The 21,573-nt window shown below is 73.3% G+C and carries 21 protein-coding genes; 8 read left to right on the top strand and 13 right to left on the bottom strand.

Features of this window, described 5'->3' with window-relative positions; genetic code table 11:
• The first annotated feature begins 84 nt into the window (after positions 1-84).
• Together AB0F89_RS19265 and AB0F89_RS19260 are read left to right on the top strand one after the other, a co-directional pair.
• A complete protein-coding gene (locus AB0F89_RS19265; RefSeq protein WP_367138069.1) occupies positions 85-1,518 on the top strand; it encodes an aldehyde dehydrogenase family protein in 1,434 nt (477 codons plus the stop codon).
• Between the two features lie 66 nt (positions 1,519-1,584).
• Positions 1,585-2,235, top strand: coding sequence for a hypothetical protein (locus AB0F89_RS19260; protein WP_367138067.1), 651 nt, complete (start codon positions 1,585-1,587; stop codon positions 2,233-2,235).
• 13 nt (positions 2,236-2,248) lie between these two features.
• Here AB0F89_RS19260 and AB0F89_RS19255 read toward each other — a convergent pair whose 3' ends face one another.
• Entirely contained in the window at positions 2,249-2,833 is a 585-nt protein-coding gene (locus AB0F89_RS19255) for a hypothetical protein (protein WP_367138065.1), read from the bottom strand.
• 147 nt (positions 2,834-2,980) lie between these two features.
• Between AB0F89_RS19255 and AB0F89_RS19250 the strand changes: the two genes are divergently transcribed.
• From AB0F89_RS19250 to AB0F89_RS19240, 3 genes are all read left to right on the top strand, one after another.
• On the top strand, positions 2,981-3,718 hold the full coding sequence (locus AB0F89_RS19250; protein WP_367138063.1) for a hypothetical protein: 738 nt from the start codon (positions 2,981-2,983) through the stop codon (positions 3,716-3,718).
• 329 nt (positions 3,719-4,047) lie between these two features.
• Complete coding sequence (locus AB0F89_RS19245) at positions 4,048-4,707, top strand: winged helix-turn-helix domain-containing protein (protein WP_367138061.1); 660 nt, start codon at positions 4,048-4,050, stop codon at positions 4,705-4,707.
• 341 nt (positions 4,708-5,048) lie between these two features.
• Positions 5,049-5,564, top strand: coding sequence for a lytic polysaccharide monooxygenase auxiliary activity family 9 protein (locus tag AB0F89_RS19240; RefSeq protein WP_367138060.1), 516 nt, complete (start codon positions 5,049-5,051; stop codon positions 5,562-5,564).
• A 154-nt stretch (positions 5,565-5,718) separates the two neighbouring features.
• On the opposite strand, the gene AB0F89_RS19235 is transcribed toward AB0F89_RS19240, so the two are convergent.
• The 3 genes from AB0F89_RS19235 to AB0F89_RS19225 form a co-directional block, all read right to left on the bottom strand.
• Positions 5,719-6,447 carry an SDR family NAD(P)-dependent oxidoreductase gene (locus tag AB0F89_RS19235; RefSeq protein WP_367138058.1) on the bottom strand — a complete coding sequence of 243 codons (729 nt, stop codon included), beginning with the start codon at positions 6,445-6,447 and terminating at the stop codon, positions 5,719-5,721.
• Positions 6,448-6,788: 341 nt separating this feature from the next.
• Positions 6,789-7,457, bottom strand: coding sequence for a UdgX family uracil-DNA binding protein (locus tag AB0F89_RS19230; protein ID WP_367138056.1), 669 nt, complete (start codon positions 7,455-7,457; stop codon positions 6,789-6,791).
• Positions 7,441-7,623, bottom strand: a complete 183-nt coding sequence (locus AB0F89_RS19225; protein WP_367138054.1) for a CsbD family protein — start codon at positions 7,621-7,623, stop codon at positions 7,441-7,443. Before AB0F89_RS19225 ends, AB0F89_RS19230 begins: the two co-directional genes overlap by 17 nt.
• Positions 7,624-7,697: 74 nt before the next feature.
• On the opposite strand from AB0F89_RS19225, the gene AB0F89_RS19220 reads away from it, so the two are divergent.
• The gene (locus AB0F89_RS19220) at positions 7,698-8,057 is read left to right on the top strand and encodes a VOC family protein (RefSeq protein ID WP_367138053.1); all 360 of its coding nucleotides are present in this window, start codon (positions 7,698-7,700) and stop codon (positions 8,055-8,057) included.
• Between the two features lie 241 nt (positions 8,058-8,298).
• Entirely contained in the window at positions 8,299-8,802 is a 504-nt protein-coding gene (locus tag AB0F89_RS19215) for an ANTAR domain-containing protein (protein ID WP_367138051.1), read from the top strand.
• Here the strand turns inward: AB0F89_RS19215 and treZ are convergent.
• The 6 genes from treZ to AB0F89_RS19185 form a co-directional block, all read right to left on the bottom strand.
• A complete protein-coding gene (gene treZ / locus AB0F89_RS19210; protein WP_367138049.1) occupies positions 8,765-10,507 on the bottom strand; it encodes a malto-oligosyltrehalose trehalohydrolase in 1,743 nt (580 codons plus the stop codon). The genes AB0F89_RS19215 and treZ overlap by 38 nt on opposite strands.
• A 36-nt stretch (positions 10,508-10,543) precedes the next feature.
• On the bottom strand, positions 10,544-12,790 hold the full coding sequence (gene treY / locus AB0F89_RS19205; protein ID WP_367138047.1) for a malto-oligosyltrehalose synthase: 2,247 nt from the start codon (positions 12,788-12,790) through the stop codon (positions 10,544-10,546).
• The gene (gene glgX, locus AB0F89_RS19200; RefSeq protein ID WP_367138045.1) at positions 12,787-14,910 is read right to left on the bottom strand and encodes a glycogen debranching protein GlgX; all 2,124 of its coding nucleotides are present in this window, start codon (positions 14,908-14,910) and stop codon (positions 12,787-12,789) included. Before glgX ends, treY begins: the two co-directional genes overlap by 4 nt.
• 50 nt (positions 14,911-14,960) lie before the next feature.
• Positions 14,961-15,299, bottom strand: coding sequence for a hypothetical protein (locus tag AB0F89_RS19195; protein WP_367138043.1), 339 nt, complete (start codon positions 15,297-15,299; stop codon positions 14,961-14,963).
• Between the two features lie 85 nt (positions 15,300-15,384).
• Positions 15,385-17,280 carry a 4-alpha-glucanotransferase gene (gene malQ, locus AB0F89_RS19190; RefSeq protein WP_367138041.1) on the bottom strand — a complete coding sequence of 632 codons (1,896 nt, stop codon included), beginning with the start codon at positions 17,278-17,280 and terminating at the stop codon, positions 15,385-15,387.
• A gap of 174 nt (positions 17,281-17,454) precedes the next feature.
• Positions 17,455-18,393, bottom strand: a complete 939-nt coding sequence (locus AB0F89_RS19185) for a LacI family DNA-binding transcriptional regulator (protein ID WP_367138928.1) — start codon at positions 18,391-18,393, stop codon at positions 17,455-17,457.
• Positions 18,394-18,501: 108 nt separating this feature from the next.
• On the opposite strand from AB0F89_RS19185, the gene AB0F89_RS19180 reads away from it, so the two are divergent.
• The gene (locus AB0F89_RS19180; RefSeq protein ID WP_367138926.1) at positions 18,502-18,957 is read left to right on the top strand and encodes a peroxiredoxin; all 456 of its coding nucleotides are present in this window, start codon (positions 18,502-18,504) and stop codon (positions 18,955-18,957) included.
• A 12-nt stretch (positions 18,958-18,969) separates the two neighbouring features.
• On the opposite strand, the gene AB0F89_RS19175 is transcribed toward AB0F89_RS19180, so the two are convergent.
• From AB0F89_RS19175 to AB0F89_RS19165, 3 genes are all read right to left on the bottom strand, one after another.
• On the bottom strand, positions 18,970-19,551 hold the full coding sequence (locus tag AB0F89_RS19175; protein ID WP_367138039.1) for a TetR/AcrR family transcriptional regulator: 582 nt from the start codon (positions 19,549-19,551) through the stop codon (positions 18,970-18,972).
• A gap of 2 nt (positions 19,552-19,553) precedes the next feature.
• Entirely contained in the window at positions 19,554-20,504 is a 951-nt protein-coding gene (locus AB0F89_RS19170) for an LLM class F420-dependent oxidoreductase (RefSeq protein ID WP_367138037.1), read from the bottom strand.
• A 120-nt stretch (positions 20,505-20,624) separates the two neighbouring features.
• Positions 20,625-21,413: a M23 family metallopeptidase gene (locus AB0F89_RS19165; RefSeq protein WP_367138035.1), complete on the bottom strand. Its 789-nt coding sequence runs from the start codon at positions 21,411-21,413 to the stop codon at positions 20,625-20,627.
• Between the last annotated feature and the right edge of the window lie 160 nt (positions 21,414-21,573).

Genomic DNA, 21,573 nt, shown 5'->3' with positions numbered 1-21,573 from the left:
CATCGCGGGCGGCCTGCTGCCACCGCTCACCATCCCGGACGACCTGCCGGCCGAGGACCTGGACGTGCTTGAAGGAGCCATCGAGTGACGACGACAACCCCGTACTGGGTCGCCGGGCGACCCGCCACCGGCGACGACGTGGTCGAGATCCGCGCACCGCACGACGGCGCGGTGGCGGGCGTGACGTCGAACGCCACCGCCGAGGACGTGGAGCGGGCCGTCGCCGCCGCGCACGCCGTCGCCGCCGAGTTCGCCGACCTGCCCGCGCACGCCCGCGCGGCGGCGCTGGACCACGTGTCGCGCCGGCTCGCCGAACGCGCCGACGAGGTCGCCGCGCTGATCACCGCCGAGTCCGGCAAACCGCTGAAGTGGGCGCGGGTCGAGGTCGCCCGCGCGGTGTCGACGTTCCGCTGGGCCGCCGAGGAGGCGCGCCGGTTCTCCGGCGAGCTGCAACGCCTCGACACCGACCCGGCGGCGAACGGCAGGCTGGCGCTGGTCCGCCGGGCGCCGCGCGGACCGGTGCTGGGCATCGCGCCGTTCAACTTCCCGCTGAACCTGGTGGCGCACAAGGTCGCGCCCGCGCTGGCGGTCGGCGCGCCGATCGTCGTCAAGCCCGCGCCGGCGACACCGCTGGTGGCGCTGCTGCTCGGCGAGCTGCTGGCCGAGGCGGACCTGCCCGCGGGCTCGTGGTCGGTGCTGCCGGTGCCCAACGAGGTGGCGGGCGCGCTGGCCGAGGACCCCCGGCTGCCGGTGGTGTCGTTCACCGGGTCCGGCCCGGTCGGCTACTCGATCCTGGACCGGGTGCCGCGCAAGCACGTGGTGCTGGAGCTGGGCGGCAACGCGGCGGCCGTCGTCTGTCCCGATTGGACGGACCTGGACCGGGCCGCGCAGCGCGTCGCGACCTTTTCCATGTACCAGGGCGGGCAGTCGTGCATCTCGGTGCAGCGCGTGTACGTCCACGAGGACGTGTACCCGGCGTTCGCCGAGGCCGTGGTGTCGCACGTGCGCGGGCTCGGGACCGGCGACCCGACCGACCCGGCCACCGACGTCGGCCCGCTGATCAACGAGGCCGCCGCGCGGCGGGTCGAGGCGTGGGTGGACGAGGCCGTGGCGGCGGGGGCGCGGGTGCTCACCGGCGGCAAGCGCTCCGGCGCGACCTACGAGCCGACCGTGCTGGCCGACGTGCCGCCGGGGTGCAAGGTGGTGGACGAGGAGGTGTTCGGCCCGGTCGTGGTGCTGGACGCCGTCCCGTCGACCGAGGAGGCGTTCGACCGGGTGAACGCCTCCCGCTTCGGCCTGCAGGCGGGCGTGTTCACGCACGACGTCCGGTTGGCGTTCCGCGCCGCCAAGCGCTTGGCGGTCGGCGGCGTGATCGTCGGCGACGTGCCGAGCTTCCGCGCCGACCAGATGCCGTACGGCGGGGTCAAGGAGTCCGGCACGGGCCGGGAGGGCGTCGCCGCGGCCATGGCCGACCTGACCGAGCAGCGGGTCCTCGTGCTCACCGGGTTGGACCTGTAGGGCCGATCCCCGGATACCCCCGTGGCATGGCGACCGGCCGGGGTCGCGGCGGTACGGTCGCCTGTCGTGGAGCGGGTGCGGGTCACGTCGAAGGCCGAGCTGCGCGACGCGGGGCTGCCCCCGGACCGCCCGGTCCTGGTGCTGGTCGGCGGGGCCGCCGGGATGGGCGCGGCCGACCTGGAGTCGTTGGGCCACGCGCTCCGCGCCCTCGTGCCGCTGCTGGACGAGTGCCGTGCGGTCGTGGTCGACGGCGGCACGGACACCGGCGTCATGCGCGCCATCGGCCGGGCGCGCGCGGCGGCGGGCGGCGCGTTCCCGCTGGTCGGCGTGGCCGCCGAGGTCGCCGTCGACGCGGCCGCGTTCGAACCGAACCACACCCACCTGGTCGTGGTCCCCGGTGGCGGGTGGGGCGACGAGTCGCCGTGGCTCGCCGACGTCGCCGACCTGGTCGCGGGCCGGCAGCCGTCGCTGACCGTGCTGGCCAACGGCGGCCCGATCGCCTACGACGACGCCGAGCACAGCCTGCGCCACCGCCGACCGCTGGCCGTCCTGCGCGGCACCGGGCGCACCGCGGACGCCATCGCCGACCGCGCCGACCCCCGCGCCACCGCGATAGCCACCTCGCCGCTGACGACCGTGCTCGACCACACCGGACTGCGCGCCCACGTCGAGCGCGCCCTCCGCCCTCCGGGTCACGTCAAGGTGCCCGCCCGGTGATCCTCGGGCGGCGTCAGCTCGGGTCGTCCCGCCCCGGCTCGATCTCCAGCCGCGCCTCGGCTCCCCCGGCGAGCTGCGCCCGTCCGCTGGTGACGACCTGGTCGAGCTGCTCGGCCAGCACGGGGATGGTGCTCGACATCAGGTAGGTCCGCGCGCCCGCGTCCAGCATGCGCCGGACCGGGCCCCGGTAGCTGATCCCGAGCTCCCGGTCCTCGATCTCGGCGACGACGACGCGCGCCTTCGGGTACAGCGCCTGGAGGCTCCCGATCAGCTGCGGGCTGGCCGGCGGCACCAGCAGCACGTCCGCCGTCGTGGGCGCGGAGTGCATGTCGAGCACGATGTAGTCGGGGCCGAGCTGTTCGGACAGCGCCGCCCGCGCCGACGCGGACAGCTTCATCGCCGTGGCGACGACCGTCACGTCGCCGAAGTCCGCGGTCGGCGTCCGGGAACCCCCGCCCCCGCCGCCCGAGATCGTCGCGATCACGCCGCCGTCGCGCGTGATGGCCAGGTCCTCCCCCGGCCCGAGGCGGTCGATCAGCGCCACGAGTTCGGCGGGCAGGCGCGTCACGTCGATCCGCGCGGCGCGCTCGTCGGTCATCGTGCCCGCCGCGCGCGGGAATCGGCTCTCCCGGGCGGTTTCCTCATCGCGACACCATCCTCCCACAACCCGCCGCGCGGCCCGGGCGCCTCGGCGTCGTGCGGGTGCGAGACTGCTCCGAGACGTGACGACCTGAGGGAGTTCGGCGTGGAGCCTGACGCCATCGGAGGATCAGCCCCGGAATCCGGTGGGCGGGGCCGGACCATCCTCGACCTGCTGGACAAGGCCATCGGCCTGCAGGCGCCGCTGGTCCGCAAGAACATCGCCCGGGCCCGGCAGCGCAACCCGGAGGCGACACCGGCGGAGGTCGTCCGCACCCTGGAGCGGATGTACGTCAGCGCCCTGGCGAGCACGGGGGCCGCGGTCGGGGGCGTCGCCGCCGCACCCGCCGTCGGCACCGGGGCCGCGCTGGCGCTGTCGGCGGGCGAGTTCTTCTCCTCGCTCGAACTGAGCGCCCTGTTCGTGCTCTCGGTCGCCGAGGTCCACGGGGTCCGGATCGACGAGGTCGAACGCCGCCGGACGCTCGTCATGGGGATCATGCTCGGCGAGTCCGGCTCCAAGACCATCGGCAAGATCGCCGAGCGCACCGGTCAGCACTGGGGTCGTCAACTGGTCGGCAAGGTGCCCGTGGCGACGCTGCGCCGGATCAACGGCGTCCTGGGCAAGCACTTCATCACCAAGTACGGCACCAAGCAGGGGATCATCGTGCTCGGCCGGGCGGTCCCGTTCGGCATCGGCGCGGTGATCGGCGGCGGCGCCAACGCCGCCGTCGCCGCCCTGACCGTCCGAACCGCCCGACGCGCGTTCGGCCCGGCCCCGGAGTCGTGGCCCGACACCGCGCCGGAACTCGAACCGGAGCCGGGGTCGGGGCCGCAGACCGGCTGAGATCCCACCGGCGGTCCGCCGAGCAGATCCGGGCGGCAGGTCGCCCAGTCGTCCGGATCTGCTCGGCAACACCACTCAACCCCGCGCGGGCCTGGGACCGGAAAGCATTCGAACCGGCTCGAATCCACCGCGACGACTGCTAGCGCGGGCGCGGTGCTCACGCTGCGCGCAGACGCCGACACGGTGGCCGGGACGCGGTTGACCCCTTCCCCGCGTCGGAGTCCCTGGCGTGGCTGACGCTCACCGCCGCGTCGGGCCGGCACCCGGTGTTCGGGGATCCCGGACCACTCGCCCGCGCGTCACTCGCCCACCCGGACGTCGCCCTGCTTGTGGACCTGTTGCCGCACAACGGCGACACCTACACGCCCGACCTGCTCACCCCGCAACCGGGGACGGGCGCGCGCCGCCGCGACCCGCTCGCCGAGCAGGTCGCGCAGATCGAGGCCGCGACGCAGGAGGACCTGGAAACCCAGGTCCTCACCTACACGCGCACCCACTGGAGCAGGCCGCTGCGGGCCACCACCCGCCGGGTCGCGGAGTCGGGGCGGATGCAACGACGCCTCGCCAACGGCCTCGCCCGGTTCTGGCGGGACGCCCTCTCCGACGGCCGGCCCGAACTGCGCTCGATCACCGACCAGGACATCGCCCAGCGCGCGACGTCGTCATCCAGGTCGACACCCCCGGGCAGTTCGTCCTCTACTACCCCGCCCAACGGGTCGGAGCCGGCCGTGACCACGGGCCCGGGGGGCATCGCGCAGGTGGTCGGCGACGTCCGGGCGGCCCTGCCGGCCGACCTCGGAACCGCCCGGTCCACCGCGGAACTCGCCGCCCGGGTCGGTTACGCCCCGAGCACCGTCTCCTACCACCTCGGCGCACCGCACCGCGCACGCCTCGTCACCAAGGTCGGGGCCGGGCGCTACGTGGTGTACCAACGGACCGCGCAGGCGGCACACCTGCCGGAAGAAGCCCACGCGCTTCACCGACCGTAGGCCGTTCCCGCGCGGGGCGCCTGTTGTCCTCAACGGCCGCCGGGTGATCGACTTTCATGCGGAAGTGAGCCGATGCGGCTGTCCGACGCCGTTGATCACGGCCTGCCACACCTCGCCGACCGTCGTCCTGGCCGCCTGCTCGGCCAAGGTCATTCCCACCACCCGCTTCCGGGCCCACCGGGACGAGACAGGACAACCGGACAACTGCCGGGTGAACTGTTGTCACAGGCCAGTCACAGAGAGTATGGTCTAGACCTGCCGCCGCGTTTGGGTGAACGCCCAGCGCACTCGGGTTGGCGTTCGCCACAAGCGTTTCCGCCCATCCGATCAGAGGAGTCCACATGTCACTCCGCCGAAGGATCGCCGCGGTGGCGGCAGGCGTGCTCGTCGCCCCGCTCGTGTCGGTCGCCCTGCCCTCGGCGCCCGCGTTCGCGCACGGGTACGTGTCGTCACCGGCCAGTCGTCAGGCCCAGTGCGCCCGCGGCCTGGTGCCGTGCGGCGACATCAAGTACGAGCCGCAGAGCGTCGAAGGCCCGAAGGGGTTGCGCAGCTGCAACGGCGGCGTCGCCCGGTTCGCCGAGTTGAACGACAACAACAAGGGCTGGCAGGTCGCGAGCACCGGCCGGTCCGTCACGTTCAACTGGACCTTCACCGCGCGCCACCGCACCGCGAACTACGAGTACTACGTCGCCGGCCGGCGGGTCGGCTTCTTCGACGGCGGCAACCAGCAGCCCCCGGCCACCGTGTCGCACACGGTGAACCTGGGCGCCTCCGGCCGCCAGACCGTGCTCGCCATCTGGAACATCGGTGACACCTCCAACGCGTTCTACGCCTGCATCGACGTGAACGCCAGCTAACCAACCGCGAGAGTCCAACCCCCAGCCCGCGAGAGTCCAACGCTCACGCACCCCGAGTTCAACGCTCAGGCGCGCCCGCTCCGGCCCTGAGCGTTGAACTCAGGTGCGCTGGACGTTGGACTCTCGCGGCGTGGACGTTGGACTCTCGCGGGGGTCAGGCGGTGAAGCCGCCGTCGACGTGCAGTTGGGCGCCGGTCACGTAGCGGGCCTCGTCGGAGGCGAGGAACGCGACGGCGGCGGCCACCTCCGCCGGCACGGCGTACCGGCCGAGCGCGGTGAACCCGCGGATGACGTCGGCCGCCGGGCCGTCCGCCGGGTTCGAGTCGGTGTCGGTCGCACCGGGGTGCACCAGGTTCACCGTGATCCCCCGCGGCCCCAGCTCGCGCGCCAACGCCTTCGTCAGCCCCACCAGCGCCGCCTTGCTCGCCGAGTACAGCGAGAACCCCGGGAACACCGCCCGCGACGCCACGTTGCTGCCGATCCCGATCACCCGCCCGCCGGCGCCGAGGTGCGGCAGCGCCGCCTTCACCGCCACGAACGCCGCCCGCACGTTCACGTCGAACGTCCGGTCGAACTCCGCCACCCCCAGCTCCGCCACCGGCCCGACGATGAACTCACCCGCGTTGTTCACCAGCACGTCCAGCCGCCCCAGCACCGCCACGGCCTCCTCGACCGCCGCCACCACCGCGTCCGCGTCACCGCTGTCCGCCCGGACCGCCACCGCCCGCCGCCCCAGCGCCTCGATCCGCTCGACCACGTCGCCCGGACCGTTCCGGCACGTGATCGCGACGTCCGCGCCCGCCTCCGCCAACCGCACCGCGACCGCCGCCCCGATGCCCCTGCTGCCGCCGGTGACCAGGGCGACCCTGCCTTCGAGTTCCATGCCGGGAATCCTGCGCCACCAGGCGATTCCGGTCCGGCGGGAATCAGACCCGGCGCTACCGCCGCCGACCGGGGCGGACGCGGAGCCGGATCGAGCAGGAAAAGCCGTTGCGAGCCCGTCGGGGCTCGCATAGCGTTCGCGGTACACGAGGAAGGAGGTGGTCCGAAGTTGAATAGCTATAGGACTCGTCGTGAGGTGGCTGTCCGCTAGGACCGACCTTCAGGTGGTCTGGGCGAATCCCAGGCAGCCACCCGGCCCCCGTGACCCCGAGCCCAGTCCAGCTCGGCCCGCACCTGGTGCGGGAAGCGGTCCGGGGGCCGTTTCACACCCTCGGCAGGTGGTCAGCGAGCGCTCAGCGAGTCGAAGTGGGCGCGCACGGCCTTCAGGTCGGCCAGGAAGCCCCGGTACGCCTCGTCGCGGTCGGGCGCGCGCAGCACCGCCGACGGGTGCACGGTCGCGATCACGTCGTGGTCCCCGACCCGCTCGACCTGCCCGCGCCGCTCGGTGACCTTGAACGACGTGCCCAGCACGGCCTTGGCCGCCGTCGCGCCCAGGCACACCACCAGCGCGGGCCGCACCCGGGCCAGTTCCGCCTCCAGCCACGGCAGGCAGGCGACGACCTCGCCGCGCGTCGGCGACTTGTGGACGCGCCGCTTCCCGCGCTCGGCGGGCACGAACTTGAAGTGCTTGACCGCGTTGGTCAGGTAGACGCCCTCACGGGCCAGGTCGGCCTCCTCCAGCGCCTTGTCCAGCAACCGGCCGGCAGGCCCGACGAACGGCTCGCCCTGCCGGTCCTCGACGTCGCCCGGCTGCTCGCCGACCAGCACCAGGCGGGCGGCCTCCGGTCCCTGACCGAACACCACCTGCGTGGCGGGCTCGTACAGCTCGCAGCCCCGGCAACCGGCGGCAGCACGGCGGAGCGCCGCCAAGTCGGCCCCCTCGGGCACGAACTCGGCGGCGCTCGACGTCTGCTTGGCGGTCTTGGCGGCCGTCCTACCGGTCGTCGCCACGGAAGGCGTCCTTGACCTTCTCCCCCGCCTGCTTGAGCGAGCCCTTGGCCTGCTCGGCGCGGCCCTCGGCCTGCCACTGCTCGTTGTCGGTGGCGTCGCCGACCGCTTCCTTGGCCTTGCCCTTGAGCTCTTCGGCCTTGTTGCTGACCTTGTCGTCGGTCCCCATGACCGTTCCTCTCGTCGGGACTTTTTCCGTCACCCGACGGATACCCCTCGCCCGGACGGGGAAACTACCGGCGCATGACCGCACACATCATCGCCATCACCGTGGACTGCCCAGCGGACCAGGTCAGCGCCCTGGAGGAGTTCTGGTGCGCCGCGCTCGGGCACCGGGTGGCACGCCGGTGGAGAGACCCGAAAGGGGTCGAGTACACCGAGTTGACCGGTTCCGGGCCGATGCTGCTGCTGCAGCCGGTCGCCGAGCCGAAGCAGGTCAAGAACCGGCTGCACCTCGACCTCGCGGCGGACGGCGACCGGGACGCCGAGGTGACCAGGCTGACCGGGCTCGGCGCGCGGGTCGTGGACGCCGACCCGACCCTGCCGTGGGTGGTGTGCGCCGACCCGGCGGGCAACGAGTTCTGCGTGCTCCCGCCGCGCTAGCGGACGCCCCGGAGGCGGCGCGACCAGCCGCAGAACCCCTCCAGTTGCACCTGACCACCCATCCTCTACTACGGTGATCGTCTACGCGGTTGAAAAGCCAGCCGCAAGCCACCCGGCACCCGTGAGGGCACCAGGGTCAGCGAGAGCTGTGGGCTTGCCGGTGCTGGCACCCGCGTGTCCGGACGCTCTCGCACTGCTGGCCTGGCTGACCGGTACCTACGTGCGAGAGAGGAGCCCGACCGTGGTCGGGGACAACGGGCGCGACGATTCGCTGACCGCGCGGATCGCCAGCCTCGAGGCCGAGATAGTCGGACTGCGCAAGGCGGTGCAGACGCGCACCGTCATCGGGCAGGCCACCGGCTTGATATCCGCCGTGCAGGGCTGCACGCCCCAGGAGGGCTTCCAGCTGCTCGTGCGGATGTCTCAGCACCACAACGTGAAGCTGCACACGATAGCGCTGAAGCTGCTCGACCTGTCCGCCGAGCTGGGGCCGCGCCAGGCCGTGCGGGCCGTGCACACCACCGCCGAACCGCCGCCGGACGAGCCGGTGGCCCTGCCCGAGTGGCCGGGGGTGGAGGTGGTGCACGCGGCACGCAGGCTGGTCGCGGCCTACGACGCGGCCCAGGACTCCGGCGACGACCGGCCGGAGGTGCGAAGACAGCTGGCCGACCAGGTCGAGCTGGCCGGTCGGCTGCTGGCCGAGAAGCTCACCGAGGTGGGGTGGCTCGCCTCGGACGGGGCGTGACCGCCGCGCGGTCGACGATCGCGAAGGAGTCGGCGGGCAGGTGCAAGACCTGCCCGTCCACCTCCACCCCGGCCGAGGCGAGCAGCACCTCGCCCACCTCGACGTCCAGGCGCGCCTCGGCCTGGTCACCGAGGTTGCACACCACCCGCAGCGCGCCGCGGTGCAGCACCAGCACCCGGCCCTGCTCGCGCACCGCGAACCGGTCCAGCCGCGGGTCCGCCAGCTCCGGGCGGGACCGGCGCAGCGCGATCAGCGCCCGGTAGAGCTCGAACAGCTCCCGGTGGCCCGGCTCGCCCACCTCGTCCCAGCGCAGCGTCGACCGCCGCGGGGTCTCCGGGTCGATCGGGTCGGGCACCTCGGACTCGCCCCACCCGTGCCTGCCGAACTCCCGCCGCCGCCCGGTGCGGACCGCCTCGGCCAGCTCCGGGTCCGGGAACGACGCGAAGAACTGCCACGGCGTGCTCGCCGCCCACTCCTCGCCCATGAAGATCATCGGCGTGTACGGGGAGCAGAGGACGATCGCCGCGCCCACCGCCTGCCGCTGCCACGGCACCGTCGCGGACAGCCGGTCGCCGGTGGCGCGGTTGCCGACCTGGTCGTGGTTCTGCAGGTAGGCGAGGAACCGGTAGCCGGGCAGCCGGTCGCGGTCCACCGGGCGGCCGTGGCTGCGACCCCGGAACGACGACCAGGTGCCCGTGTGCAGGAACACCTCGCGCAGGGTCCTGGCCAGCTCGCCCTCGAAGTCCGGGTAGTAGCCGGACGTCTCCCCGCTCAGCGCCACGTGCAGCGCGTGGTGCAGGTCGTCGGCCCACTGGGCGTGCAGGCCGTGCCCGCCGCCCTCCCGCGCGGTGACCAGCCGGGCGTCGTTGAGGTCCGACTCGGCGATCAGCGTGAGCGGGCGCCCCACGGCGGCCGACAGCGCGTCCACCTCGACGGCCAGCTGCTCCAGCACGTGCAGCGCGCTGCGGTCCACGAGAGCGTGCACGGCGTCCAGGCGCAGCCCGTCCACGTGGAAGTCGCGCAGCCAGCCCAGCGCGTTGTCCACGACGTACCGCCGCACCTCGTCGGCGCCCTCGCCGTCGAGGTTGAGGCCGGGTCCCCAGTCGTTGCTGCCCGCGAAGTACGGGCCGAACCGGTCGAGGTACGCGCCGGACGGCCCGAGGTGGTTGTAGACCACGTCCAGCAGCACGGCCAGCCCGCGGGCGTGGCACGCGTCCACGAACCGCTTGAACCCGTCCGGCCCGCCGTACGGCTCGTGCACCGCGCCCCACAGCACGCCGTCGTAGCCCCAGCCGGCGACGCCGTCGAACGAGTTGACCGGCATCACCTCGACGTGCGTGACGCCCAGCTCGACCAGGTGGTCCAGCCGGGTCGCCGCGCCGTCGAACGTGCCCTCCGGCGTGAACGTGCCGATGTGCAGCTCGTAGATCACCGCGCCGGGCAGCGCGCGCCCGGTCCACGCTTGGTCGGTCCACTCGAACGTGTCGTGGTCGTACACCCGTGACGCCCCGTGCACCCCGGCCGGCTGCCACCGCGACCGCGGGTCGGGCAGCGCGTCGTCGGAGTCGCCGAGCAGGAACGCGTAGTCGGTCCCGGACGCGTCCGAGTGCCACCACCCGCCCTCGCCCGCGGTCATCCCGTGGTCCCGGCCGTCGACCCGGACCCGGACGCGCTCGTGCGCCGGCGCCCACACCGAAAAAGTCACTGATCTCCTCGGTCCGATTGTCAGCCCTGCCGGTGGTCAGCCCCGCCGGCGGTCGACCAGCAGCGCCACCGGGTAGCGGTCCAGCAGGTCCGCCAGCCGGGTGGCGGCCGGTCGGGACGTGAGCACGTCGGTCCACTCGCCCGGCGGCAGCGGCAGCACCGCGTCGCCCCAGCCGCCCGCGGCCGCCAGCCCCAGCGGGAGCCGGGTGGCCACCGCCACCAGCCCGGTCCGCTCGAACGCGACCACGTGCGGCGCGGTGTCCCCGGACGCCTCCAGCGGCCGGTAGCCGCGGAACAGCTCGGGCCGTTCCCGGCGCAACCGCAGCGCGCGCTGCACGACGAGCATCTTGGCCGCGCCCGAGTCGTCCACGTCCGGCAGCCAGCCGTCCTCGATCCGGTCGAGCAGCCGCCGCCGCACCTCGTAGTCGACCGGCCTGCGGTTGTCCGGGTCGACCAGCGACAGGTCCCACAGCTCGGTGCCCTGGTAGACGTCCGGCACGCCGGGCGCGGTGAGCTGCACCAGCTTCTGCCCCAGCGCGTTGGACCAGCCCGCCGCGACGATCCGGTCCACGAACGACGCGACCTCGGCGGCCACCGGCCCGGCCAGCACCTGCTCCGGCCACGCCGCCACGGCCTCCTCGAACGCCTCGTCGTGGTCGGTCCAGGTGGTGCGGACCTTCGACTCCTTGGCCGCCTTGTCCAGGTAGGCGCGCATCCGGTCGGCGGTGATCGGCCAGGCGCCGACCAGCGACTGCCACGCCAGCGCGTTGAGCGACGGCTCGTCGATCGGGTGCGCGGCGGTCCACCGGCGCACCAGCTCGGCGAACTCGTCGGGCACCTCGGCCAGCACCGCGAGCCGCGCCCGCACGTCCTCGGACCGCTTGGTGTCGTGCGTGGACAGGGTCGTCATCGACGCCGGGGAGGACGCCTCGCGCAGCGCCGACCTGGTGTGGAACTCGGCCACCGGCACGCCGAAGCGGTCCGGCGCGCCGCCGACCTCGTTGAGCGCCACGAACCGGGTGTACCGGTAGAACGCGGTGTCCTCGGTGCCCTTGGCGACGACCATGCCGGACGTCTGCTGGAGCCGGGTGGCCAGCTCGCCGTCCGGGTCGGCGCGCACCTGCCGGTCCAGCTCCGGCACCGCGGGCGACGTCGCCGCCCGCACCGCCGCCGTCCAGGCGTCGAGCCCTTCGGGCAGGTAGGAGCGGTAGACCGGGAAGTTGACCATGACCTCGGCGACGGCCCGCTCGGCGTCCTCGCGGTCGACGTCGCGGACCAGGGCGGCGATCCGGCGCACCTCGGCGCGCAGGATCGTCCTGGTCACCAGCTCGCGGCACTCGTGCTCGACGGCGGCGAAGTCGACCGGCACGCCGAGCTCGTCGGCCAGCGCGGTGAACGCCGCCTCGCCGGCCGGGTCGACGAACAGCCCGCACACCTCGCGCAGCGCGTCGTAGCCGGTGGTGCCGTCGGCCGGCCAGCTCGCCGGCAGCCGCTCGTCCGCGCCGAGGATCTTCTCGACCACCAGCCACGCGCCCGAGCGCTCCTTGAGCCGCCGCACGTACCCGCCGGGGTCGGCCAGGCCGTCCGGGTGGTCGACCCGCAGGCCGGTCACCTCGCCGGCGGCCACCCAGCGCAGCACCTCGTCGTGGGTGGCGTCGAAGACCTCGGGGTCCTCGACCCGCACCGCGGCCAGCGTGGTGATGTCGAAGAACCGCCGGTAGTTCAACTCGGTGTTGCCGCGCCGCCAGAACGCCAGCCGGTAGTGCTCGTGCTCCTCCTCGGACGCCTCGTCGCCCGCGAACGGCAGCAGCAGCGAGCCGGACGCCCAGTCGATGTCGAAGTACTCGGCGTACCGCGACTCGCGGCCGTGCCGCAGCACGTCCCACCACCACTGGTTGACGTCGTCGGGGCCGACGGCCATGTGGTTGGGCACGATGTCGAGCACGAACCCGAGGCCCGCCCTCCTCACCGCCTTGTGCAGCGCCAACCGGCCCGCTTCGCCGCCCAGCTCCTCCCGGGCCCGGGTGGGGTCGACCACGTCGTAGCCGTGCGTGGAGCCGGGGACGGCCTCCAGCACGGGCGAGGCGTAGAGGGCGCCGACGCCGAGCCTGTCCAGGTAGTCGACCACGGCTTCGGCGTGGGCGAAGGTGAAGTCGGGGGTGAACTGGAGGCGGTAGGTCGACGCGGGCGGCGCGCCCGCGCCGGTGCCCGAAGGGCTTCGCAGGCGTCCCCCCTCAGGGACCCCTGGTTTGATTTTACCGGCGGGGTCCGACAATTCCGTCATTCCTGCTCCAGCCGTTGCAGCACCACGAGCGACCTCGCCACCAGCGTCAGCGTCCCGCCGGCCGGCACCGGCTCGCCCGCCTCGGGCGGGGTGATCTCGCCGGTCGCGGTGTCGATCACGACCGTCCACTGCGGACCGTAGCCCTCCTCCGGCAGGGTCAGCTCGATGTCCTCGTGGTGCGCGTTGAACGCGACCAGGAACGAGTCGTCCAGCACCCGCATCCCCCGCTGGTCCAGGTCCGGGATGCCTTCGCCGTTGAGGAACACCACGACGCAGCGGCCGAAGTCGTCGCCCCAGTTCTGCTCCGTCATTTCTTCACCCGAAGGTGTGAACCAGGCGATGTCGCGCAGTTCGTCGCCCTTGCGGATCGGCTTGCCCTGGAAGAACCGGCGCCGGCGCAGCACGGGGTGCTGCTTGCGGAATGCGGTCAGCGCCGACGTGAACTCCACCAGGTCGCGGTTCTTCTCCGCCAGCGACCAGTCCACCCACGACAGCTCGTTGTCCTGGCAGTAGGCGTTGTTGTTGCCGTCCTGCGTGCGGCCCAGCTCGTCGCCGTGCAGCAGCATCGGCACGCCCTGCGACAGCAGCGTCGTGGCCAGCAGGTTGCGCCGCTGCCTGGCCCGCAGCTCGTTGACCTCGGGGTCGTCGGTCGGACCCTCGACGCCGCAGTTCCACGACCGGTTGTCGTCCGCGCCGTCGCGGCCGTCCTCGCCGTTGGCCGAGTTGTGCTTGTCGTTGTACGACACCAGGTCGTTGAGCGTGAACCCGTCGTGCGCGGTGACGAAGTTGATCGACGCGTACGGTCGCCGGCCGTCATCCTGGTAGAGGTCCGACGAACCGGTGATGCGGGACGCGAACTCACCCAGCGTGGCGGGCTCGCCGCGCCAGAAGTCGCGCACCGTGTCGCGGTACTTGCCGTTCCACTCGGTCCACAGGGGCGGGAAGTTGCCCACCTGGTAGCCGCCGGGCCCGACGTCCCACGGCTCGGCGATCAGCTTCACCTGCGAGACCACCGGGTCCTGCTGCACCAGGTCGAAGAACGTCGACAGCCGGTCGACGTCGTAGAACTCGCGGGCCAGGGTGGCGGCCAGGTCGAACCGGAACCCGTCGACCCGCATCTCGGTCACCCAGTACCGCAGCGAGTCCATGATGAGCTGCAGCGTGTGCGGGCTGCGCACGTTCAGCGAGTTCCCGGTGCCGGTGTAGTCCATGTAGAACTGCGGCTCGTCGTCGACCAGCCGGTAGTACGCCTGGTTGTCGATGCCGCGCATGGACAGCGTCGGGCCCAGGTGGTTGCCCTCGGCGGTGTGGTTGTAGACCACGTCGAGGATGACCTCGATGCCCGCCTCGTGCAGGGCCCGCACCATGCCCTTGAACTCCTGCACCTGGTTCGCCGTCTCCGGCATCGCCGTGTAGCCGGCGTGCGGCGCGAAGAACCCGATGGTGTTGTAGCCCCAGTAGTTGCGCAGGCCCTTCTCCTGGAGCCCGTGGTCGGTGATGAAGTGGTGCACCGGCATCAGCTCGACCGCCGTGACGCCGAGGCCCTTGAGGTGGTCGATCACCGCCGGGTGCGCCAGGCCCGCGTACGTGCCGCGCAGGCTCTCCGGCACCTCGGGGTGGTTCATGGTCAGGCCGCGCACGTGGGTCTCGTAGATGACCGACTCGTTGTACGGCGTGTTCGGCGGCCGGTCGTTGGACCAGTCGAAGAACGGGTTGACCACGATCGACAGCGGCACGTGACCGGCCGAGTCCTGGTCGTTGCGGGAGTCCGGGTCGCCGAACCGGTAGCCGAACAGCGACTCGTCCCAATCGACGTCGCCCGCGATCGCCTTGGCGTACGGGTCGATCAGCAGCTTGTTGGGGTTGCAGCGCAGACCGCGGTCCGGGTCGTGGGGACCGTGCACGCGGTAGCCGTACTGCTGGCCGGGGCCGACGCCGAGCAGGTAGCCGTGGTGGACGAAGCCGTCCACCTCGGGCAGCCGCACGCGCGTTTCGACGCCGTCGTCGTCGAACAGGCACAGCTCGACGTAGTCCGCGACCTCCGAGAAGAGGGTGAAGTTCGTGCCGACGCCGTCATAGGTGGCGCCGAGCGGGTAGGGAGTTCCGGGCCAGGGCCGCACAGGGTTTTCCTCCGGACGAGCTGGGACGATCCGACCCTCACCGATCTAGTTCACGCGCTGCCGGCGTGCGACCTGGCGAGCCGGCCGCGGGCAGCGACCAGCAGCAGCCGCGCCTCCTGCAGCTCGCCGTAGCGCAGGTGCTCGCAGGCTGCCTCGGCACAGGCGACCGCCTGGGCCAGTGCCGGGTCGGAACCGGCGTCGACGCGCCGCAGGGCGTCCCGCAGGGACTCCTCGGCGTGCCGGGTTCCGGCCAGTGGATCGGCGAGGTTCGACGGTCGGACGGCCACGAGGACCCTCTCGACGGTGGTTTCCAGGGCGTCCGCCGGACTGCTCTGGGGGATCATCTGCTCGGGCACCAGCCCGGTGCGGGACACCAAGTTCGTGTTCACGGGTGATTGCCACCTCCAACCATGGCGCGGGTGACTCGTTGACGGTGCTGCGCGGCGGCGCGTGCCGTGACGTGCGCGTTCGACCTCACGACGACCCGATCCCGCCCGCGGGCGGCACGCGCCCGCCGGTCAGCTCGGCCGCCACCCGGCGCACCCGGGGGTCGTCGAACAGGTCGGCGAGCGCGACGGGGAGCGGGATGCGCCAGTTCGGGTACTGGTCGGTGGTGCCGGGCAGGTTGGGTTGGCGCAGCTCGCCCAACGCGTCCTGGGGCGAGGTCAGCACGAGCGCCGAACCGGCCTTCGCGAGCAGGGCGTGGAACGCGGTAACCAGGTCATCGGCAGCCACACCCTCCTGCTTGAGGAGTTCCAGCAACTCCCCGCGCTCGCGCTCGGCTGCCTCGTATTCCCCGGCGACGGGTCCTTCAAACTGACCGAGTTCGGCTCGCACCCGAACGTGCTCGGCGGCGAGGAAGCCGGCCACCGTCGGCAGGTCGTGGGTGGAGATGCTGGCCATCGCCGACGAGCGCCACTTCTCCGGCGGGATCAGCGGGTGGTCGGGCAGGTCGTACTCGCGCTGGAACCACAGCACGGCCGAGCTGAGCACGCCGTGCTCGTGCAGCGCCTCGGTGACCTTCGTCTCGACGGTGCCCAGGTCCTCGCCGACGACGACCGCGCCCGCGCGGTGCGCCTCCAGGGTCAGCACGGCGAGCATGGCGTCCGGGTCGTAGTGCACGTAGGTGCCGCGCTTGGCCGGCTCGCCCGGCGGGATCCACCACAGCCGCCACAGGCCGGCCACGTGGTCGATGCGGATGCCGTCGGCGTGCCGCAGCACGCTGCGCACCACGGCCCGGAACGGCTCGTAGCCCTGCTCGGCGAGCCGGTCCGGCCGCCACGGCGGCAGGGCCCAGTCCTGGCCGAGGCGGCTGAACGCGTCCGGTGGCGCGCCGACCGTGACGTCCGCGGCGAACACGTCGCGCACCGCCCAGGTGTCCGCGCCGCCGGGGTGCACGCCGACCGGCAGGTCGTGCACGACGCCGACCGGCATGCCCGCGTCGCGCGCGGCGCGGCGCGCGGCGTCCAACTGCTCCTCGCACAGCTCCTGCAGCCACGCGTGGAACGCCACCCGTTCGGGGTCGGCGGTGGCGGTGGCCGGGTCGCGCTGGGCCGGTGGCCACTCGCGCCAGTCGGGGCCGTGCACCTCGGCGAGGGCGCAGAACCGGGCGAAGTCCAGCAGGTCGCCCTCGGGCGCGCGGTGCTCCACGTGCCGCCAGAGCAGTTCGAGCGCCTTGGCCTTGGCGGCCCACACGGCGTCGTAGTCGATCAGCTCGGTGTCGTTGGGCGGGCGCAGCGCGTCGACCTCCGCGCGGGCCGCGTCATCCAGCTCGCGGTACGCCGGGACGTCGGAGACGCGCAGGTAGAGGGGGTTGGCGAAGCGGCGGCTCGACGGCGAGTACGGCGAGCGCTCCACCGGCGAGGTCGGGCTGATCGCCTGCACGGGGTTGACCAGCAGCACGCCCGCGCCCAGCTCGACGGCGCTGCGCTCGGCCAGGGTGGCCAGGTCGCCGTAGTCGCCCATGCCCCACGACTCCGCCGAGCGCATCGCGTAGAGCTGGAGCATCCAGCCCCACGACCGGGTGACCTCGGCGAGCTTGCGCGGCGCGACGATCACGGTGCGCTCACCGAGCCGGTGGTAGCCGAGCGGCAGCGCGGCGGGCAGCTCGACCCGGCCGCCGCCCTCCAGCTCGACCGCGCCGACCTCTCCGGTCAGCACGTCGCCCTCGCGGACGACGATCGTCCTCGGGGGCGGCTTCGGCGCGGCGAGCGCGCGGCGGACCGCCTCCGGTGTCGAGGCGTCGATGTCCAGCTGCGCGAGCACCGCCACGACGACGTCGGGGTCGACGTCCGCCCGGCGTTGTGCGGCGTCTTCGTAGTGGGTGGCCACACCGTGGGCCTCGGCCAGTGCCGCCAGCTCGTCGTCCACGTCGGACAGCTTCGCCTTCCCCGTCGTTCCGAATCCAGGCCGGTGACACGTGGTCACCCAAAGGTTGCAGGAAGTTCCCCGTGGTTAATAACCCGGTTGAGTGAGTTCTAACCTGTGATCGACGTCGCAGCGCCGGCCCTGGTCAGGGCAGGTCCCGGTCAGGGCGGGTCCCGATCAGGGCAGGTCCCGGTCAGGGCTGCCCACCGGCCCGGTCGAGTCGCGCACCACCAGCTGCACCGACGGCGGGCCGGCCGCGGCCTCCTCGCCGCGCAGGCCGCCCAGCAGCACGTCCACCGCGTGCTCGCCGCGCTCCCGCCACGCGCCCTCGACCGCGGTCATGCCGACGGCGCGGGCCAGGTCGGCGCCCTCCAGGCTGACGATCGACACGTCGCCGGGCACGTCGCGGCCGTCGCGGCGCAGCCGCAGGAACACGCCCAGCGCCACCTCGCCGCTCGTGCTGACCACGGCGGACGGCAGGCGCTCGCCGTCCAGCAGCGCGTCCACCACCTGCTCGCCGCCCGCCACCGTCGAGGACGACCACAGCGTCCACTCGGGACGGACCGGCAGACCGGCCGCGACCAGCACCTCGTCGTAGGACTCGTCGATGTCGCCGGCCAGCACCAGGGCGACGTCGCGGTGGCCCAGGTCGGTCAGGTGCGCGACGGCCAGCCGCAGCGCTTCGCGCAGGTCGTCGTCCCACACCGAGACCACCGGGACGTCCAGGCCCCCGAGCGCGGCCTCCTCGGCGTCGGTGAGGTCGACCGAGAGCGCCAGCACGCCGTCCACCCGGCGGCCGAGCGGCAGCTCCTCGAAGAACCGCTTGCGCGCGTCGGCGTCCCGGAGCACGTACAGCAGCACGTCGTAGCCCGCCTGCCGCAGCGCCCCCTCCGCCCCCGCGAGCAGGTCGCCCCGGCCGACGTCGGCGGTGAGCACGGCGATCGCGTACCGGCGCCCGCCCGCCAGGCTGGACGCGTCCCGGGCGATCGCGTACCGCATCCGCTTGGCGACCTCGGTGACGTACCGGCGGGTCGCCTCGGACACGCCCGGCTCGCCGCGCAGCGCCCGCGACACGGTCGCCGCGGACACCCCGGCGGCCCGCGCCACGTCGGACATGCTCGTCAACTCACACCTCCCGGCCTGGTACGAGATTAGCGAGGTCCGTACGGTTGTCCCGGCACGAGCACCCTGCGAGACGTGATCGACACCCTGCGGAGGACACCTGTGCGGCAAGGCGACCGGGCGCCCGACTTCACCCTGCCCGACCAGGACGGCACGCCGCGGGCGTTGTCGGCGCTGCTCGCCGGCGGGCCGGTGGTGCTGTTCTTCTACCCCGCCGCGATGACCTCCGGCTGCACCGCCGAGAGCTGCCACTTCCGGGACCTCGCGGCGGAGTTCACCGAGGTCGGGGCGCAGCGGGTCGGGGTGAGCCGGGACTCGGTGGACCGGCAGCGCGAGTTCGCGACCGCGCACGGCTTCGACTACCCGCTGCTGTCCGACGACGACGGCGCGGTGGCCGAGGCGTTCGGCGTGAAGCGGCGCTTCGGGCCGCTGCCGGTCAAGCGGCACACGTTCGTCATCGACACCGACCGGACCGTGATCGACGTCATCAGGTCCGAGTTCGCCATGAACGCGCACGCGGACAAGGCGCTGGCCGTCCTGCGCGCCCGGACGGCCTGAGGTCCGGGCCGCCTAGGGCCGGAGCCCGGCCAGGACGAAGTCGGCGATCTCGCCGCCGAGCTGCGCCGGCGACTTCGGACCGCCCGGCCGGTACCAGGTGGGCAGCTGGTTGACCACGCCGAGCGCGATCAGCACCGCCGTGTCGGCGGGCACGGCGTCGCCGAACTCGCCGGTCCGCTGCGCCTGCTCGACCACCGACCGGAACGTCTCGTGGTAGCGCCGCCGCTCGGACCGGAACGCCGCCATCCGCTCCGCGCCGAGCCGGTGCATCTCGCGCACGAACACGGCCGTCTCGTCCACGCTCCCGGCCGTCGTCGCGACCAGGCTGACCAGGATGCGGCGGACGGTGGTGGCCGCGTCCAGGCCCGCCGCCACGATCTCGTCCAGGTCGGCCATCTGCCGCCCGATCAGGGAGCGGTAGATCTCGTAGAGCAGGTCGTCCTTCGACCCGAAGTAGTGGTAGAGCGCGCCCTTGGTGACCGAGGCGGCGTCCACCACCTCCTGCACCGTCGTCGCGTCGAAGCCCTTCGCGGCGAACAACCGCACGGCCGCGCCCACGATCCGCTCGGGCGTCGCCCCGGCCCGCCGCGCCACGGTCAGGCCCCCGGCGCCAGCGCGCGGACCAGGTCCGACTGGTCGGCGCCGGTGGGCAGCAGGGCGATGACCGGGGTGTCCACGCCGTTGGCGGCGTACTCGGCGACGTGCGCGCGGCACGCGTCCGCGCTGCCGTGCACGATCAGCGCGTCCACCACCTCGTCCGGGATCAGCGCGCCCGCGCCGCGCCGGTCGCCGGCGGCCCAGGCGTCGTGCATCGGGCGCAGGGCGTCACCGCGCCCCAGCCAGTCGTGGAAGGCGGCGTAGGCCGGGACGGTCAGGTAGGTGCTGATCAGCACCCGGCCCAGCGCGCGGGCCGCGTCGGCGTCCTCGGTCGGGCAGACGAAGATCCGGGCGGCCAGCTCGCCGCCCGCCATCTCGGCGCGGACCTTGGGCACGTCGTCGGCGCCGAGCCAGTTGGTGATCGCGCCGTCCGCCTCGCGCCCGGCGAGCCGGAGCATGCCGGGGCGCAGGGCGGCGAGCATGATCGGCACCGGGTGCTCGGGCGCGCGCTCCAGCCGGAAGCCGCGCACCGAGAACGTCTCGTACTCCTCGGTCACCTTGTCGCCCGCGAGCGCCGCCTTGAGGAACCGCAGCGTGTCCCGCGTGCGCTTGAACGGCTCGGTGAACGGCACCCCGTTCCACCGCTGCACGATCGCGGGCGACGACGACCCGATGCCCAGCACGAACCGCCCGCCGGACACCTCGGCCAGGGTGGCGGCCGTCATGGCCAGCGTGGCCGGGCCGCGGGTGTAGACGGGCGCGATGGCCGTGCCGAGGCGCAGGCGGTCGGACCACTGCGCGGCCAGGGCCAGCGGCGTGAAGGCGTCGGCGCCCGAGGTCTCGGCCGACCACACGTCGGTGTAGCCGAGGTCGGCCAGCTCGGCCACCAGGGAGCGGTGGTCGAGCACCGGCACGCCGGTCAGCGGCAACGTGATACCCCAACGACCCACAACAGCCTCCCATGCCGTCCGACCCCGTCACCGTACCGCAGAAACCGACCAGTCGGTATGCGTCCCGGCACTCCGGGAACGGGCAACGGGTTTGGGGTGGGACCGGGCGGGTAACCCGGGTCAGAGGCCGATGCCCCGCTCGCCCAGCCAGCCGATCGGGTCGACCTTCTGCGAGCCGTTCAGCCACACCTCGAAGTGCAGGTGGGGGCCGGTGGACTGGCCGCGGTTGCCCATGGTGGCGATCTGCTGGCCGGCGAGGACCTGCTGGCCGGCGGCGACGAGGGTTTCGTTGACGTGGCCGTAGATGGTGATCGTGCCGTCCGCGTGCTGGACGCGCACCCACAGGCCGAAGCCGGAGGCCGGTCCCGCCTCGACCACGACGCCGTCCATCGCGGACAGGATCGGGGTGCCGATGGAGTTGGCGATGTCCACGCCGTAGTGGGTCGTGCCCCAGCGGGCGCCGAAGCCGGACGTGAACGAGCCCTCGGCGGGCTTGACGGCCTTCGGGCGCCTCGCGGCCTCCTCCGCCGCCTTCTGGGCGGCGACGCGGGCCTCCTCCTCGGCGATTCGCGCCTTCTCCGCGTCCTCGGCGTCCTTGAGGCGCTTCAGCTCGGCCTGCCGCGCGGTGTAGCCGTTGGCAGCGTGCCTGATCGCGTTGTCGACGTTCTGGCGGACCAGCAGGCCCTCCGAGCGCATCAGCTTCGCCGCTTCGAGACCGGGCTCGACCGCGTGCACCGTGCGGACCTCGGTCGCCCGGGGGGCGGCGCTGTGGGCCACCGCGACGGCCAGGTCGGCGCCGGCGCCGACCGGGAGGAACTGGGTCTCGCCGCTGTCCAGGCCGCTCGCCGCGCCGGCGCCGGTGACGAGCGTGCCCGCCGCGACGACGACGGCCGCGACCCGGCCGCTCACGGGCTTCCGGTCGCACACCACGCGGTGGGAGCCACCGTTGCCGGTGGTGGAGGGTGGCGCGGTGAACGCGCGTCGACCACTGGCTTTCGAGTGCCGTGCCAAGGTAGTGCCTTCCTGCATCGGGGAGCACGGCCCGGCCGAGGGGACGCCCGGCGGGGGA

The organism is Saccharothrix sp. HUAS TT1 (assembly GCF_040744945.1).
Taxonomy (GTDB): domain Bacteria; phylum Actinomycetota; class Actinomycetes; order Mycobacteriales; family Pseudonocardiaceae; genus Actinosynnema.
This window is presented reverse-complemented; position numbering and strand designations above follow the sequence as displayed.

Excerpts from the sequence above, each read along its gene's own strand:
- treY (WP_367138047.1), bottom strand. The coding sequence starts at position 12,790 with ATGACGGAATTGTCGGACCCCGCCGGTAAAATCAAACCAGGGGTCCCT.
- AB0F89_RS19235 (WP_367138058.1), bottom strand. The coding sequence starts at position 6,447 with ATGGAACTCGAAGGCAGGGTCGCCCTGGTCACCGGCGGCAGCAGGGGC.
- AB0F89_RS19225 (WP_367138054.1), bottom strand. The coding sequence starts at position 7,623 with ATGGGGACCGACGACAAGGTCAGCAACAAGGCCGAAGAGCTCAAGGGC.
- AB0F89_RS19220 (WP_367138053.1), top strand. The coding sequence starts at position 7,698 with ATGACCGCACACATCATCGCCATCACCGTGGACTGCCCAGCGGACCAG.
- AB0F89_RS19255 (WP_367138065.1), bottom strand. The coding sequence starts at position 2,833 with ATGACCGACGAGCGCGCCGCGCGGATCGACGTGACGCGCCTGCCCGCC.
- AB0F89_RS19240 (WP_367138060.1), top strand. The coding sequence starts at position 5,049 with ATGTCACTCCGCCGAAGGATCGCCGCGGTGGCGGCAGGCGTGCTCGTC.
- AB0F89_RS19185 (WP_367138928.1), bottom strand. The coding sequence starts at position 18,393 with ATGTCCGACGTGGCGCGGGCCGCCGGGGTGTCCGCGGCGACCGTGTCG.